Origin of the sequence: Oceanospirillum linum (genome assembly GCF_001995095.2) — a bacterium.
Lineage (GTDB): Bacteria > Pseudomonadota > Gammaproteobacteria > Pseudomonadales > Halomonadaceae > Oceanospirillum > Oceanospirillum linum.
This window is the reverse complement of sequence record NZ_MTSD02000001.1, coordinates 37,741-51,294: the sequence shown is the minus strand read 5'-3', so window position 1 is coordinate 51,294 and position 13,554 is coordinate 37,741. Positions and strand designations below refer to the sequence as shown.

Annotated in this window: 16 protein-coding genes; 8 read left to right on the top strand and 8 right to left on the bottom strand. The window is 49.6% G+C overall.

Going from position 1 to position 13,554, the window contains the following annotated elements; translation table 11 throughout:
* Nucleotides 1-124: 124 nt before the first annotated feature.
* Nucleotides 125-613 carry a 5-(carboxyamino)imidazole ribonucleotide mutase gene (gene purE / locus BTA35_RS00235; RefSeq protein WP_077242436.1) on the bottom strand — a complete coding sequence of 163 codons (489 nt, stop codon included), beginning with the start codon at nucleotides 611-613 and terminating at the stop codon, nucleotides 125-127.
* A gap of 366 nt (nucleotides 614-979) precedes the next feature.
* Nucleotides 980-1,642 (bottom strand): carbonic anhydrase, encoded by a 663-nt coding sequence (locus BTA35_RS00225; RefSeq protein WP_077242434.1) that lies wholly within the window; start codon nucleotides 1,640-1,642, stop codon nucleotides 980-982.
* Nucleotides 1,643-1,916: 274 nt separating this feature from the next.
* Between BTA35_RS00225 and BTA35_RS00220 the strand changes: the two genes are divergently transcribed.
* The 5 genes from BTA35_RS00220 (at nucleotide 1,917) to BTA35_RS00200 (ending at nucleotide 6,043) form a co-directional block, all read left to right on the top strand.
* Nucleotides 1,917-2,885, top strand: a complete 969-nt coding sequence (locus BTA35_RS00220; protein ID WP_077242433.1) for a LysR family transcriptional regulator — start codon at nucleotides 1,917-1,919, stop codon at nucleotides 2,883-2,885.
* A 183-nt stretch (nucleotides 2,886-3,068) separates the two neighbouring features.
* A complete protein-coding gene (locus tag BTA35_RS00215) occupies nucleotides 3,069-3,626 on the top strand; it encodes a DJ-1/PfpI family protein (RefSeq protein WP_077242432.1) in 558 nt (185 codons plus the stop codon).
* Nucleotides 3,627-3,642: 16 nt separating this feature from the next.
* Complete coding sequence (locus tag BTA35_RS00210) at nucleotides 3,643-4,017, top strand: ribbon-helix-helix domain-containing protein (RefSeq protein WP_077242431.1); 375 nt, start codon at nucleotides 3,643-3,645, stop codon at nucleotides 4,015-4,017.
* 473 nt (nucleotides 4,018-4,490) lie between these two features.
* Nucleotides 4,491-5,432, top strand: a complete 942-nt coding sequence (locus BTA35_RS00205; protein ID WP_077242430.1) for a LysR family transcriptional regulator — start codon at nucleotides 4,491-4,493, stop codon at nucleotides 5,430-5,432.
* A gap of 125 nt (nucleotides 5,433-5,557) precedes the next feature.
* Nucleotides 5,558-6,043, top strand: coding sequence for a GNAT family N-acetyltransferase (locus BTA35_RS00200; RefSeq protein ID WP_238377448.1), 486 nt, complete (start codon nucleotides 5,558-5,560; stop codon nucleotides 6,041-6,043).
* Nucleotides 6,044-6,072: 29 nt separating this feature from the next.
* Here BTA35_RS00200 and BTA35_RS00195 read toward each other — a convergent pair whose 3' ends face one another.
* From BTA35_RS00195 to BTA35_RS00175, 5 genes are all read right to left on the bottom strand, one after another.
* Nucleotides 6,073-7,071 carry an alpha-L-glutamate ligase-like protein gene (locus BTA35_RS00195; protein WP_077242429.1) on the bottom strand — a complete coding sequence of 333 codons (999 nt, stop codon included), beginning with the start codon at nucleotides 7,069-7,071 and terminating at the stop codon, nucleotides 6,073-6,075.
* A gap of 3 nt (nucleotides 7,072-7,074) precedes the next feature.
* Entirely contained in the window at nucleotides 7,075-8,589 is a 1,515-nt protein-coding gene (locus BTA35_RS00190) for an inactive transglutaminase family protein (protein ID WP_238377490.1), read from the bottom strand.
* A 53-nt stretch (nucleotides 8,590-8,642) separates the two neighbouring features.
* Nucleotides 8,643-9,506, bottom strand: a complete 864-nt coding sequence (locus tag BTA35_RS00185; protein WP_202931140.1) for an ATP-dependent zinc protease family protein — start codon at nucleotides 9,504-9,506, stop codon at nucleotides 8,643-8,645.
* Between the two features lie 191 nt (nucleotides 9,507-9,697).
* A complete protein-coding gene (locus tag BTA35_RS00180) occupies nucleotides 9,698-9,892 on the bottom strand; it encodes a hypothetical protein (RefSeq protein ID WP_077242427.1) in 195 nt (64 codons plus the stop codon).
* A gap of 91 nt (nucleotides 9,893-9,983) precedes the next feature.
* Nucleotides 9,984-10,616 (bottom strand): LysE family translocator, encoded by a 633-nt coding sequence (locus BTA35_RS00175; RefSeq protein ID WP_077242426.1) that lies wholly within the window; start codon nucleotides 10,614-10,616, stop codon nucleotides 9,984-9,986.
* A gap of 127 nt (nucleotides 10,617-10,743) precedes the next feature.
* Here BTA35_RS00175 and BTA35_RS00170 point away from each other — a divergent pair, with 127 nt between their 5' ends.
* The 3 genes from BTA35_RS00170 to bfr (BTA35_RS00160) all read left to right on the top strand — a co-directional run bounded on the left by BTA35_RS00170 (nucleotide 10,744) and on the right by bfr (BTA35_RS00160) (nucleotide 12,511).
* A complete protein-coding gene (locus BTA35_RS00170) occupies nucleotides 10,744-11,262 on the top strand; it encodes an Lrp/AsnC family transcriptional regulator (protein WP_077242425.1) in 519 nt (172 codons plus the stop codon).
* Between the two features lie 296 nt (nucleotides 11,263-11,558).
* Nucleotides 11,559-12,029, top strand: a complete 471-nt coding sequence (gene bfr / locus BTA35_RS00165) for a bacterioferritin (RefSeq protein ID WP_077242424.1) — start codon at nucleotides 11,559-11,561, stop codon at nucleotides 12,027-12,029.
* Between the two features lie 11 nt (nucleotides 12,030-12,040).
* The gene (gene bfr / locus BTA35_RS00160; RefSeq protein WP_077242423.1) at nucleotides 12,041-12,511 is read left to right on the top strand and encodes a bacterioferritin; all 471 of its coding nucleotides are present in this window, start codon (nucleotides 12,041-12,043) and stop codon (nucleotides 12,509-12,511) included.
* 106 nt (nucleotides 12,512-12,617) lie between these two features.
* On the opposite strand, the gene BTA35_RS00155 is transcribed toward bfr (BTA35_RS00160), so the two are convergent.
* A complete protein-coding gene (locus BTA35_RS00155) occupies nucleotides 12,618-13,394 on the bottom strand; it encodes an IclR family transcriptional regulator (protein ID WP_103989625.1) in 777 nt (258 codons plus the stop codon).
* Between the last annotated feature and the right edge of the window lie 160 nt (nucleotides 13,395-13,554).

The following is a 13,554-nucleotide window of genomic DNA, read 5'->3' as shown; positions in this document are numbered from 1 at the left end:
CGTTAATCCTCAAACTTGCATGATGACTCATGCTTTGCATTCTAAAACCTTAATCATGGTGGCCAGGGGCCTGTTTTATCAGACCTTAGCCACAGGCGGGTGCCGGGGCGCCCGCTGCAGAAAATCAATCGGTGACCAGTTCAAAGGCCACGCCGTCTGTCTGCTTTTTACGGAAGGCGATCAGGCGCTCACGCAGAGCCTCGTCTTTCATCGCCAGCATCTGAGCAGCCATCAGGCCTGCATTATAAGCACCCGCTTCACCAATCGCCTGAGTGCACACGGCAACACCCCGTGGCATCTGTACGATAGAGAGGAGGCTATCCATACCTTTAAGATGTCGGCTGGCAACAGGCACGGCCACAACCGGCAAGTGAGTTTCAGCGGCGATCATGCCCGGCAGGTGAGCTGCACCACCGGCACCGGCGATAATAACTTCGGTACCTTCTTCGTGGGCACGGGTTGCAAACTCAACCAGTCGCTGTGGGGTTCGGTGGGCAGAAACAACACCTGCAACATATTCAACACCCAGTGCTTCAAGCGGTTTGATGGCTTCCTGCATGGTGGCCCAGTCGGACTGAGAACCCATTACGATGGTGACTTTAGCAAATTTCATTACGGTAGCTCTCCGTTTTTATAGTGCAGCCCGACCAGCAACCCGTTCTTAAGTCTCTTTATTCAGAACTCTTTTTTTAAGAGTTAAGAAACTTTAAAAACAATAGCAGCAAGACCTGATCCATCTTGGATAAGGTCGCTGACATAAAGTACGGGCTGAAAATAAAGCTGTTTGTCATAACCAACCGGCCCTAGTGGGCGGCCTGTCGTCTGGCAGGTTTTAAGATACCCTGACAGTGTGGCTGGTTCAGCGAAAAAGAGGCGCACTATTATGCCTTAATTCGGGAAGAGATAAAAATTATTCTGTTTGCAGGTTAAAGCGGGAACAGGCGCTGTCCTGTTCCCGATGGGGTTCAGCGATATCAGGTCAGTCCTGAATCCGCTCAATCACAGTGGCGTACTGTTGTTCGAACTCGTGGAATTCAGCATCGTTATGGTTGCAGCAGCGTACGCCACCGGTTTTGATATTGTAGATCCAGCCATGGATATCAATCTTGCCTGTCGCCAGCTTGGCGGCGACAGCCGGGTGAGTACGGATATGCTGAACTTGCTGCAGCACGTTTTGCTCAATGGCTTCGTCCAGGTGCTCGTGTCCGATACATTCGCTGTGGCCGATATCGTGGCGTTCGCGCACAATCTCCATGGCAGACCGGCAGTGGCCAAGCCACTCTTTAACATGGGGCAGGCCGTCCAGGGCGTTCATATTCAGAGCACCTTTGATGGCACCGCAGTCGGTATGGCCACAGATGATGATGTGGCGAACCCCTAAAACAGCAACGGCGTATTCTACAGAAGCGGTCATGCCCCCCGTCTCATTGCTGTGCGGCGGGATAATATTGCCGGCGTTACGACAGATAAAAAGGTCGCCGGGGACCGTTCCCGTCATCAGGTTTGGGTCGATACGGGAATCAGAGCAGGTAATAAAAAGAACGTCCGGGCTTTGGCCGGAAGCCAAAGTACCAAACAGATCTTTATGCTCGGGGTACACATTTTGGCGGAAATTTAGCACGCCCTTAACAATTTTATCCACGCTGAGCCATCTCCAGGGGTTGTTATTATCTTATTCGAGGGCAGCACCGGCCTGTCGCTCAGGTGCCGTTTCTTCATTTAGCTTAGTCTTTACCGCATTGACTGAAGCGGAAAAGTGCAATCTGTAATTTGTGGTGACATTGTCTATTAGGCAGAGGATAGATAAAAATAGATATTATCTAGTTATTGTATAGATATTTATCTAACATGTGGTTTGAGCGTTTTTATCGTCCGGAAGCAGCTGTTGTTGCCTGGATCTGTTAGAGGAGAGGGTTGTGAAAGAGTCCAGAACTCAGGCCAGGGTAGGGACTTTGCGCCAGTTAGAGATTTTATTGGCGGTTTATCATTCAGGCAGTATTAGTGGTGCAGCTAAAAAACTGCACCTGACGCAGCCAACGGTTTCTATGCAGCTCAGGAAGCTGTCAGAGGGAATGTCGATGCCGCTCTATTATCAGGTTGGGCGAAAGCTGAATCTGACAGAGGCAGGGGAGGCAGCGGTTAAAACGGCCATTGAGGTGCTGGGCTGTTTTGAACGCCTTGATATGCAGCTGGCAGGCCTGAAAGGGCTGATGGCAGGTACTTTGAGCCTGGCTATTGTGACCACGGCAAAATACTTTATTCCCCATCTGATCGGTGATTTTAGCCGAAAATTTCCTCAGATTGATGGCCGTTTCCATGTGGGGAATCGGCAACAGATTATTCAACGGCTCCGCTCCGGGGAAGATGACTTCTATGTGTTCAGTCATCCACCGGATAGTGACAAGCTGGATATGATGGCTCTTCTGCCTAACAGGTTGCAGGCGATTTCACCCCTGGATCATCCTCTGGCAGCTGGTGCGCCTGAGCAGCTGGTTTCGTTGGAGGCTTTTTGTCGGGCCCCATTTTTGATGCGTGAGGAAGGCTCGGGAACCCGCCATGCCATTGAGGTTCACCTGAGCCGCTTAGGTATGGCACCTAATATACGTATGACCATTGAGAGTAATGAAGCGATCAAACACTCCGTGATGTCAGGTCTGGGGGTTTCTGTGCTGTCAGAGCATACCCTGGCATTTGGTGAGCAGCAGGGGTTGGCGGTGCTTAATGTGGAGCAGCTGCCGATCGTAACCCACTGGTATCTGGCCTGGTTGAAGGATAAACCGCTATCTCCAGTGGCCAGTGCCTTTCTCGACTATATTAAACAGCCGGGCCGTGAGCAGATAGATTTGAAGGAGTCTTCCGGTTCTCTCAATCGGGTTTTGTTTTGAGCCTGCCGCCTGTCAGGTCACCTTGGTTTGTGAAGGATGACCATATGCAGAGCTGAGTTTATATCAGTACGGTTGGGTTGTGGGCAGGTGAAGATTACGGCGTAGTATTCCCTTATTACACCTTGTAGGGCTGATTATGATTCACTAGAGCCGCCATAATCTATTTTAATAAGGAGAATAAACATGGCTAAAGTACTGATGATTACCGGTGACTTTGTTGAAGATTATGAAAACATGGTGCCCTTCCAGGCCTTAATTGCAATGGGGCATGATGTCAGCGCGGTCTGCCCGGACAAGAAAGCTGGCGATACAATTTCAACCTCTATCCATGACTTTGAAGGCGATCAGACTTATACCGAGAAGCGCGGGCATAACTTTGTTTTAAATGCTGATTTTGAAAGCGTTAAAATGAGTGATTACGATGCCTTATACTTACCTGGCGGACGAGCCCCTGAGTACCTAAGACTCAATCCAGCTGTTATCCGGCTGATCCGGCAGTTTTTTGAGGCAGATAAGCCGGTTGCTGCGATCTGCCATGGTGCACAGTTATTAACGGCGGCCAATGTGATCGAAGGTAAGCAGGTCTCTGCTTATCCTGCCTGTGAGCCAGAAGTTAACATGGCCGGAGCAACCTATGTTGAGCTGCCGATGGATGGTGCTGTCACGGATGGTAAGCTTGTCACAGCACCGGCATGGCCGGCACATCCTGCTATGCTAAGGCAGTTTGTTGCTTTGTTTTAACTAAAAGGTGTTGCGTATGTGCCAGCTCTTCATTAATGCAGATAGTCATCTGTGGTCCAGTCGAACTAAATCATTACGTATTGATGGCGTGGTGACTTCCATTCGTTTGGAAGAGTTTTTCTGGGAAATACTTGAGGAGGTGGTACATCGCGATAGCATGACGGTGGGACAAATGATCAGCAAGCTGTACCTGGAATCTCTGGATGCTGAGCATGATATTGGCAACTTTACATCGTTTTTACGTGTTTGTTGTTCTCGCTACCTATCACTGATTGCGGATGGTCAGTTAGAGCGTGATGAAAACACGCCGCTGGGTACCGTTGATGCGGGTTCTATTCTCGAAAAAGAAAAGTACACCCGAGGTGTGCGCCGGTCACGTATCGGCCAATAACTGGCTTATCGCTTCATTTCTTGTAAAGAAAAACTCTTTGGCTACGGCTTAAAACTCTGTAGCCCTTCAATCCCCCTCCCTTAAACATCAACGGCGCTAATACGTGAGCAGGCCCCAAATGGGATAGCATGCAAGCGGAGTCGGCTCTGAGTTGTCTGAATCGTAAATATCAGCAGCGGAGTGCTTGCCGATGACTGAAAAAAACATGGGCAGGGTCTCGATAAAAAAAAGGCCTGAGTAAAAGGCTTATTTCAGAAAGTCGCTAAACCCTGCTCCGAAACGTGCCTTAAACTCTGGCCGATTGTGCTATTACTGAAAACCGATCCGTGCCGTCAGACAAGGGCATGATCTGTCTCCAGAAGTGGTGCAAGATTAGAGTGCTTTACAGATAAGGTAAAATTGATATTTTTTCGTTTACCTATAAGCTTTTGTTTATACTTGGTTGTTTACATATGGTCGTTTAAGGGTGAAGCATGCCGTTATCGGTACACAAGCTGACGGGAAGGCTGATATTCCGTCAGTTGCAGGTCTTTAAAGCTGTTTATGAGCAGCGCAGTTACAGTAAGGCGGGAGAGTTGCTTGGCCTGACGCAGCCTGCGGTGAGCAGTCAGGTGCGTCAGCTGGAACAAGCGGTGGATCAGCCTCTGTTTGAATATGTGGGCCGCAGGCTTTTCAGTACGGCTGCGGCGGAGCGTTTAGCCGACAGCATTAATCATATTTTTATTGAGCTTTCCAATCTTCAGACTGATCTGGGGGCGTTAAAAGGAAATGTTGCCGGGGAGCTGCGGCTGGTGGCGGTGAGTACGGCGCAATATATGGTGCCCTATCTGCTGAAGGGGTTTCTGAATCTTCACCCCAAGATCAATGTCAGTGTAAAGGTGGTGAACCGGGCAACAGCACTGCAGCGACTACATGAGAATACTGATGATCTGATCATTATGGGTATGGTGCCTGTTGACCGGGCTCTGGTGTCGTTGCCATTTCTTGATAATGAGCTGGTTCCTGTTGTACCTGAAGGGCATCCCCTGTTGTCACTGGATCGGGTTTCCCCCCAGCGATTTCTGGATAGTCATCTTCTGGTCCGGGAGCCCGGCTCAGGTAGCCGTCTGGCTTTGGAGCAGCATTGTCAGCAGAAGCGCTTGAGGTTTAAGCCGGGTATGGAACTGGGGTCAAATGACTCGGTTAAACACGGTGTAATTGCGGGTCTGGGGGTTGGGGTGTTGCCAAGACTGAGTATTCCGGCAGAGCTTGAATTAGGGCGGTTGCAAGAGGTGGCTCTTGAGGGGTTCCCATTGAGGCGTGACTTTTGCGTGGTACACCCTCAGGCGAAGCACCCGACACCCGCGATGCAGGCATTTTTGGATTATGTGGGTGAGAACCGTGAAAGATTTGTTTCAGAGTTTCTTGGCGTATAAACTTGCGCGCTCTTGTTCAGGTGCGGATGGAACACTGCTGTCCCGGTGGCCTGTTTGTTTCAGATAAAGTCGTGTCAGTGTGGTGCTGATATGGTCATTATGAAGTCTTTTTTATGGGGCGTTTAATGGGCGCAACAGATTATATGAATACGATTCGCGCAGGTCGGCCGGATGATATGCAGGCGGTACTGGATATCTGGTTGACCGCATCGGTTAAAGCACATAGCTTTATCTCTGAAGCTTTCTGGCAGGATCAGTTGCCGGAAATGGCTGAGGTCTATCTGCCGGCATCTAAGGTTTTTGTCTGTACTGATGATGACACCGGGCAGATTACCGGATTTTCTGCTTTGTATGATAATTCGCTGGCGGCGCTTTTTGTCCATCCTGATTTTCAGGGCAGAGGGCAGGGTAAGGCGTTGTTACATCATGCGATAGCTTTCAACCGGACGCGTTTGTCGTTGACCGTTTATAAAGCTAATCAGCGTGCCATCGACTTCTATGTTGCTCAGGGTTTTGAAATTGAGCGTCGGCAAACAGACCCTCATACTGGTGAGCCGGAATACCTGATGACGCATGTAGCAGGTTCTCATAAGTTTCAGAAAGCGGATTAATCTGCGGAGTCTTGCCTGCCGGATCACCCTTAGTTGGCAAAAAGCTCCCGGCATAGTGCAACCCGCTCTTCCGGCGAGTGATGAATGGCACCTTGTTGCCTGAGAGCTTCTATCGTTTGCAGTCGAGGAAGCAGGCCAGCGCCATTGGCGGTCTGAATCGCAAGTCCGGGACGGGCGTTGAGTTCCAGCACCATGGGGCCACGGCTTTTGTCGATGACCATATCGGTGCCGATATAGCCCAGGCCTGTCATCTCCCAGGCGCTGGCTGCCAGAACTAACAGTTGTTCCCAGTCCGGGATCTCCAATTGATCGAGAGGGCACAGAGTGTCCGGGTGTTGGGTGATGGGGTGATCAAACTGTACGGCCCGAACAGCCCTTCCGGTTGCAATATCCAGTCCGACACCCACGGCCCCCTGGTGCAGGTTGGCCTTACCATCAGAGCTTGCAGTGGAGCAGCGCATCATCGCCATCACCGGATAACCGTGAAATACGATAACGCGAATGTCCGGAACGCCTTCGTAACTGAAGTCAGCATAGCTTTCGTCAAACTCAATCAGGTTTTCCACGACGGCGACATCATTCTTGCCCCCCAGTGAGAAGAGCCCGGCCAGAGTGTTGGTAATATGCCGCTCGACATCCTGGCGACTGACTACCGCACCGGAAGGTTTGGTGTAACAGCCTTCTTTATGGGATGTGACCACCAGAATGCCTTTGCCACCGGAGCCTTGAGCAGGTTTGATAACAAATCCCGGCCAGTTTTCGACCATCTGATGAATCTTGCGAACATGGACCTGGCTTTCGATAACGCCAATCAGCTCAGGCACCGTTGCCCCGGCTTGCTCAGCGATCAGCTTGGTTTTCAGCTTGTCATCCACTAAGGGATATTTTGCCCGGTCGTTATAGCGACTGATAAAGCTATGGTTACGCTGATTCATGCCAAGAATGCCCTGCTGGCGCAACTGTTTAGGCAGTTGCAGCCAGTCTGTTACGCAAGATAGCGTCTGGCTGATGTGTTGGCGTATTCTCATGGATCAGTCCTGTGACGGCTTAGCCAGATGGCGGAAGCGGCGCAGCTCGCTCAGGCGGTAACCTGTGTAGTTACCCAGTAGCAGAATCAGGGCCAGAATGATCAGCTGCAGCCCGACAAAGTTAAAGGTCAGGTGGCGGATCAATTCGGAGGTCATCGCCAGGTAGACAAGCACAGCGGTAAAGAGAGAGCCTCCCCCCTGTACGAAGACCTCTTTTGCACCTTCTTCTTCCCAGAGAATGGACATACGTTCAATGGTCCAGGAGAGGATGATCATCGGGAAAAAGGTGATACTCAGACCCTCCAGAAGTCCCACGCGATAAGCGATAACAGTGAATACTGAGATGATCATAATCACGGCGATAATGACGGCGGAGATACGTGCCACCAGTAACAGGTTCAGATGGGACAGATAGCTGCGGATCATTAGCCCGGTGCCAACAATCAGCAGAAAGCCGATAATACCGGGGGCCAGTTCTGTCTGCACAAAGGCGACGGCAATAAGTACAGGCATAAAAGTACCTGAGGTTTTAAGGCCGACAATAATACGCAGGAAGACCACCAGCAGTGCACCAACCGGAATCAGCATAATGGTTTTAAACATCGCCTGCTCCTCAACCGGCAGGCTGTGAATAGAGAAATTAAGCAGGTCCTCTGCCGTGATTTTCTCCCGGGTTGCTGTTTCCGGTGAAATATCCTGAGCAATCATAGAAAAACTGACATCGGACTGTCGGCCGCCAATCACATCCAGCAGGCTTTGATATTCATAACTCCAGATCAGGAGATTGTCAGGTTTACCTTCTGTGCCTGTTTGCGGATTAAATAGCTGCCAGCGCTCTTTATGATCATCCCACACCTGTACCCAGGGTTGAACGCTCTGGCGGCGACGGCCATCCTCCAGTGTCAGCGTTGCAACGGTACGGGCTGGTATTTTCTCCATGGAAAGCAAGCTGACCAGAGCTTCTTCGCGGTTCATACTGTTCAGCAGTAGTGCGGCATTCTGGTTCTGAGGATCATTCAGCTGGCGCACCAGCTCCCGGGCGAGTGTCGGGTTATCGGCTGAGCGTTCCAGTGCATCTTCCAGAATAGAAAGCGCGGCAGTTTGTCTGACATCTTCAAAAAACTGTGGTGTAGGCTCTGTAGGAGCAAGAACCTTATGTTGGGCACTGGCATCAACCAGAAACCGTGCTTTGTAATAGATCAGCTGCTGATCCTTTGCACTGCGTGTTGACCACTCTGCGCGGCGCTGATGGCCGTCATCGAGCAAGGCAACACCATAGCCTTGTGAGGAGCTGCTTTCATCGGTCAGGATAAAGTTGCTTTGATCTCCGGGTATTGCCATGGTGACCTTTGCCGGATCACCATTAGCAATAAACTCGATACGGGCTTCTACCTCCCACTGCTGACGTTGTTCGCCAGGAAGCCAGGGTACACCATAGACCGCATGGCGATAGAGGCTGAAGGCTGTACCGATCAGAACCAGGGCAGTAATCAGCAGATAAAAAGGCAGGCGATTGATCATGGCTGTGTAACATCCGCGTGGGTGTATCAGAGAAAGTTGACCGATTCAGATCAGGGTTTTTGCTTCGGGTGAATATAAGATTTACCGACATCAATTAAAGCAATATCCTTAAAAAATTCGCGACCTAAAAGAATCTGGAATGTCATTTTGCTACGATCGGCAAGGGTAAACTCGGCTCGTTCCCTTAATCCACCCACCTGTACCCAGGCCTGAATGACCGGGCGACGTTCCGGGGTTTTGGCTGAAGCCTGGATAATGCGAACCCAGCGGACGACAGGTGCTTCAATCTGTTTGCCTTTACTCTCTTTTGCTTTATCTTCCGGCAGGCTCTCTGTTGGCTCATCCACCGGTGGGCTCTCTGTTGACTGATCCACCGGCAGACTCTCTTTGGACTCATCCGCCAATAGATTGAACCGTACCCATTCCTCGCCGTTGCGTTCAAAAAACACAGGATCAGCGGCGTGTATAGATGATGTTGTCGCACCAGAATCTATACGGGCTTTAAAATTAGCCTGTGCGGCATCCAGCCAAACCCACTCTTTGCTTCCCAGTACAACTTTGTCCGGACTGTTGCTACTCTGATCGGTATCCGTATCAGGGGTTTCAGGCTGACGAGGCAGATCTTTGTTCTTCTCTTCAACCAATGCCAATAGTTTTGTTTGGTTGGCTTTGAGTTGAGATATAGCCTGGTCGCCCTGTTTGAGCTGCTGTTGCAGCTGATCCAGTTGGGTGCTTTGTGTCTGGTTTTGCTCTTCAAGATTATTGATGCGTTGTTCAAGGCGTGCGTCCAGTGACTGTATCGCCTGTAACATTGGCTTGTCAGAATCCAGGGCGCAGCCCGCGAGAGTAAAGACGGAGAGTAACGATAATATCAGGTGAGGCGTGCTGGAGCGGTTAGCGCGTTTAAAACACATAATCCTACATAACTCGTTGTAATGGCTATTGATGATCGTGTTGCTTACTTATGACGGTCAGTCATCGAAAGTGCATTAGTCTACCGGAGTTGATGATAGGGTTATAGCTTTATAAAAGGTGTATTTTTACGGCTGAATTTTCTTGAAAATTCAGTTTTTGCCTGAGATTAGTCTGCCGTGCTTGGCAGTCTTTATACTCTTGTCGCCCCTGTGGTAAAAATCAGGCCTACCGGTAGCTTATAGCGAGCGCCGCTACTCAGTCCTACCAGGTTTACCGGCCCCGGTGTGATCGAGGCCACCAAAGCAAAAATGGTCATGGATGAGAGTACAGATAGCTCGATGGAGCCTGTACCGGTTAATGCATGAAAGAAAGAGATGTCAGACATGGAGCCTCCGATAACGTGGTGGATTGATTAGATGGAGGTAGTCTGATGGTTACTGGAATCTGAGTATTGAACAAAATTGCAGGGTGCCGTTTTATAACTCACTCACACTTAACCGAATCGCTCCGGCGATAAAAACACTGGAAAAGAGCCATTTCTGAATGTTCTGTCCGGTCTCAGTGATCTTCATTCTGCGGTTGACGGTGCAGATGCTGGCGGCGATCAGCAGGTCAAAGAGAATACCTGTTACCACCAGAACGACCCCAAGGTAGAGGTATTGAGTCAATACTGAAGCGCTATGGCTTTGCTGACTGATAAACTGCGGCAGCAGAAGAGAGCAGAACATCAGTGCTTTCGGGTTTAACAGGCTGGTCAGAAATCCTCGGCGGATCGCCTGCAGGCGTTGCGGGTTTCCAGCTGGGGCCTTTTTTTGCGTGAGGGTGCGTGCAGACAGAATCTTCCAGGCGAGAAAGAGCAGATAAGCGGCCCCTATCCACTGGACAACCCGAAGCAGCCCCGGATGAGCCGCCAGCAGTGCTGCCAGGCCCAGGGCGGCGAGCAGCACGTGCAACCCTCTGGCGGCGGATAATCCCAGTGATGTCATCAATGCCTGTTTTATCCCCTTATCTGATACCGATGTCATTACCAGAGCCATATCCGGGCCCGGCAAAAGATAGGCTGCTCCTAAGGTAAAAACATAAACTGAGAGTTCAGTAAGACTTAACATCTGGGTTGCTCCGGTATCTCTGTTCTGGAGACGTTATTATCCCTAACTGAGGGGAAATAGAATTGTTATCTCTGCCTTTATTTGCTGTTATGGTGAAAGAATATTTCTTTTATGGGTGTATTTTGAAATGAGTCTTTCTAAGGGTGTGGTGGGGTCTGATAGTTCCAGACCCCGTGATTCTAAAACATCGGGGCTGGATGATACGGATCGGCGTATTCTTGCTCTGTTGCAAAAAGATGGCCGGTTAAGTAATGCCAAGCTGGCTGAACGGTTAAATCTGAGTGAAACCCCCTGCTGGCGCAGATTGAAGCGGCTGGAAGCCGAAGGTTATATCGAAGGTTATCAGGCCAGATTAAATCGCCAAAAATTGGGTCTGGGGGTGGTGGGTTTTGCTCAGGTGACCTTTGGTGATCACTCCGGTCAGGCACCGCTGGAGTTTGAGCAGAAAATGGCGCAGATGCCGGAGATCCTGAGTTGTCATAATGTCTCAGGAGACTGCGACTATATTCTGCAAATCGTGGCGAGTGACCTGGAGGATTATGGCGATTTTGTCCGTAACCGGTTACGTGTTTTGCCGGGAATTACAGCGATCCGCTCCAGCCTTGCCCTGAGAGAGGTCAAAACCGGTTTACAGCTGCCGGTTTGAGGTTGAGTGTTGATGTGGCTCTAAGCGAAATAAAGTTCTTTCTCAAAAGAGAATAACACTCTTCTGATAAGGGTTTATGTTTAAGAATGGAAACACTTCTTGTTCATCCAAAGTGATTGATTTAATTAGGATAAATTTGAAATATCAGCTGAAATATACTCGTAATTTGTCATGGTATTGACTATAAGTAGTGCAAGACTGGCATTTGGCCACACAGGCTGTGGCCGATGTATAAAGTGCTTAATAGCTAAAGCACACAATAGTTAAAGTACTCGACAATAGACGAGGGTAGATCGATGAAAGCTGATGCAGGTGTTGTCTCGGAGCTAAACTCTGCTTTGAAAGGGCAGCTCACCGTGATTAACCAGACATTTCTTCACGCCCGTATGGCGAAAAACTGGGGACTGGAAGAGCTCAACAGCCATGAGTACAAGGCTTCTATTAAATCAATGAAGCTGGCCGATGACCTGATTGAGCGTATTTTATTTCTGGAAGCTTTACCGGGTATGCAGGCATTGAATCGCCTCCATATTGGTGAAAATATTCCGGAAATGCTCTCCGGTGATGTGAAGGTGCATACGGAGGTTCGTGATCAGCTGCTGACTGCGATTGACGTGATGGAAAAAGCACAGGATTACGTATCCCGTGACCTGCTGACCGAAATCCTGGAAGAGACGGAAGAGCAGATCGACTGGATCGAAACTCAGCAGTGGCAGATTGAGAACGCGGGTATCCAGAATTATCTGGCTGCGCAGATGGAAGATTAAGGAGAAGTACTATGCAAGGCAATCCTACGGTTCTCGAGCATCTTCAACGTCTGCTTAATAATGAACTGATGGCCCGTGATCAGTATATGGCCCATGCTAACCAGTTTAAAGACTGGGGGCTGGATAAGCTCCACGAGCGACTGCATCATGAGATGGAAGAAGAAACAGAACACGCTGAAGCGATTATGGAGCGTATGCTGTTTCTGGAAGCTGAACCGGATATGAACGGTCAGGAGCAAGCGAATGTGGGGCATGATGTTGCCAGCATGTTCCGCAACGACCTGCAGGTAGAATATGATGTGGCCCGTGCCCTGAAAGAGGCGATTGCTGTTTGTGAGCAGGCTCAGGATTACATTACACGTAAAATGTTGCTTCAATTATTGGATGATACCGAAAGGGATCACGCCCATTGGCTTGAGCAGCAGCTGAGACTGATTGATATGGTTGGTGTTGAGAACTATATCCAGAAACAGATGGCCTGATCCATTCAATGTAATTATAGTGCCAGGCTCGTGTTGAAAGACTTGCTGGCCAGAAAGTATAAAACCAGAATGGCCTGATGTTGCTAAGTCAGGTTAGTCTGGTTTTTTAGCGTCTTGTTGTAATACCTCCGAGCTCTTTCATAATTCCATCGGCTGTTTTTTTCAGGGCGTGCACAAGGCGCTCAGTAACGCCTTCTTTTTGCATTACAACATCAGGCCCAGATGCGTTGATTGCAGCAACAACTTCGCCTGTGAAATTTCGTATTGGTACGGCAATTGCTGTTGAATAATCGGAATAATGCATACTCCAGCCCTGTGCTCGTTCTTTTTCACACATTGCGATTAGATCCGGTAATGTCTGTGGTGCAGGCTCAGGGTAGCCGTCAATACGCTGCCCTTGATATAGACTCTCCAGTTGATCTGGTGCTAAACCCTGAAGCAGGGCTCTGCCCATTGCAGTGATATGACAGGGAAATCTGGTGCCGACCATAACATTGACAGATACTCGCTGTAGGGCCAAAGCCCGAAACAGATAGAGTGTTTCGCTGCCCTCCCGAATAGCTAAATGGCTCGACAGTGATGTGCTATCCCGCAGCTGAGTAATAAAAGGTGCCGCGATCTCAACAATCTCCCGGCTTGCCAGATAACTGAAACCTCGGGAGACTACCTGAGAACCTAGGGAGTAGTTGCCACCACCGGCTTTGTTTAGGTAACCCATAGCAATAAGAGTCTGGACTATCCGGTAGATAGAGCTGTTAGAGACACCTAGAGCCTCGGCCATCTCTGTCTGGCTGAGTAGGCGATGATGGCTGTCAAACAATTCCAGAATCTGAAGGCCTTTCTGCAGCGCAGGAACTATGTAGTTATTTTCACTTGTCGACATCGGCAGATATTCCATTCTAGCAGTAGTTTAAGCTATTGATTTTACTGGTACTGGCTTGAGCTGTCGCCTGTTATACGTGGGAATAAGACTGTACACCTGCTGCAGACCAATACAAAGAAGCACCGCCTGGCGGTGCTTCTTTGTACCTTCATCCTGCGCA

Coding starts and splice junctions, on each gene's coding strand:
- purE (WP_077242436.1), bottom strand. CDS start 613: ATGAAATTTGCTAAAGTCACCATCGTAATGGGTTCTCAGTCCGACTGG.
- BTA35_RS00215 (WP_077242432.1), top strand. CDS start 3,069: ATGGCTAAAGTACTGATGATTACCGGTGACTTTGTTGAAGATTATGAA.
- BTA35_RS00210 (WP_077242431.1), top strand. CDS start 3,643: ATGTGCCAGCTCTTCATTAATGCAGATAGTCATCTGTGGTCCAGTCGA.
- BTA35_RS00205 (WP_077242430.1), top strand. CDS start 4,491: ATGCCGTTATCGGTACACAAGCTGACGGGAAGGCTGATATTCCGTCAG.
- BTA35_RS00200 (WP_238377448.1), top strand. CDS start 5,558: ATGGGCGCAACAGATTATATGAATACGATTCGCGCAGGTCGGCCGGAT.
- BTA35_RS00195 (WP_077242429.1), bottom strand. CDS start 7,071: ATGAGAATACGCCAACACATCAGCCAGACGCTATCTTGCGTAACAGAC.
- BTA35_RS00185 (WP_202931140.1), bottom strand. CDS start 9,506: ATGTGTTTTAAACGCGCTAACCGCTCCAGCACGCCTCACCTGATATTA.
- BTA35_RS00180 (WP_077242427.1), bottom strand. CDS start 9,892: ATGTCTGACATCTCTTTCTTTCATGCATTAACCGGTACAGGCTCCATC.
- BTA35_RS00175 (WP_077242426.1), bottom strand. CDS start 10,616: ATGTTAAGTCTTACTGAACTCTCAGTTTATGTTTTTACCTTAGGAGCA.
- BTA35_RS00170 (WP_077242425.1), top strand. CDS start 10,744: ATGAGTCTTTCTAAGGGTGTGGTGGGGTCTGATAGTTCCAGACCCCGT.
- bfr (WP_077242424.1), top strand. CDS start 11,559: ATGAAAGCTGATGCAGGTGTTGTCTCGGAGCTAAACTCTGCTTTGAAA.
- bfr (WP_077242423.1), top strand. CDS start 12,041: ATGCAAGGCAATCCTACGGTTCTCGAGCATCTTCAACGTCTGCTTAAT.
- BTA35_RS00155 (WP_103989625.1), bottom strand. CDS start 13,394: ATGTCGACAAGTGAAAATAACTACATAGTTCCTGCGCTGCAGAAAGGC.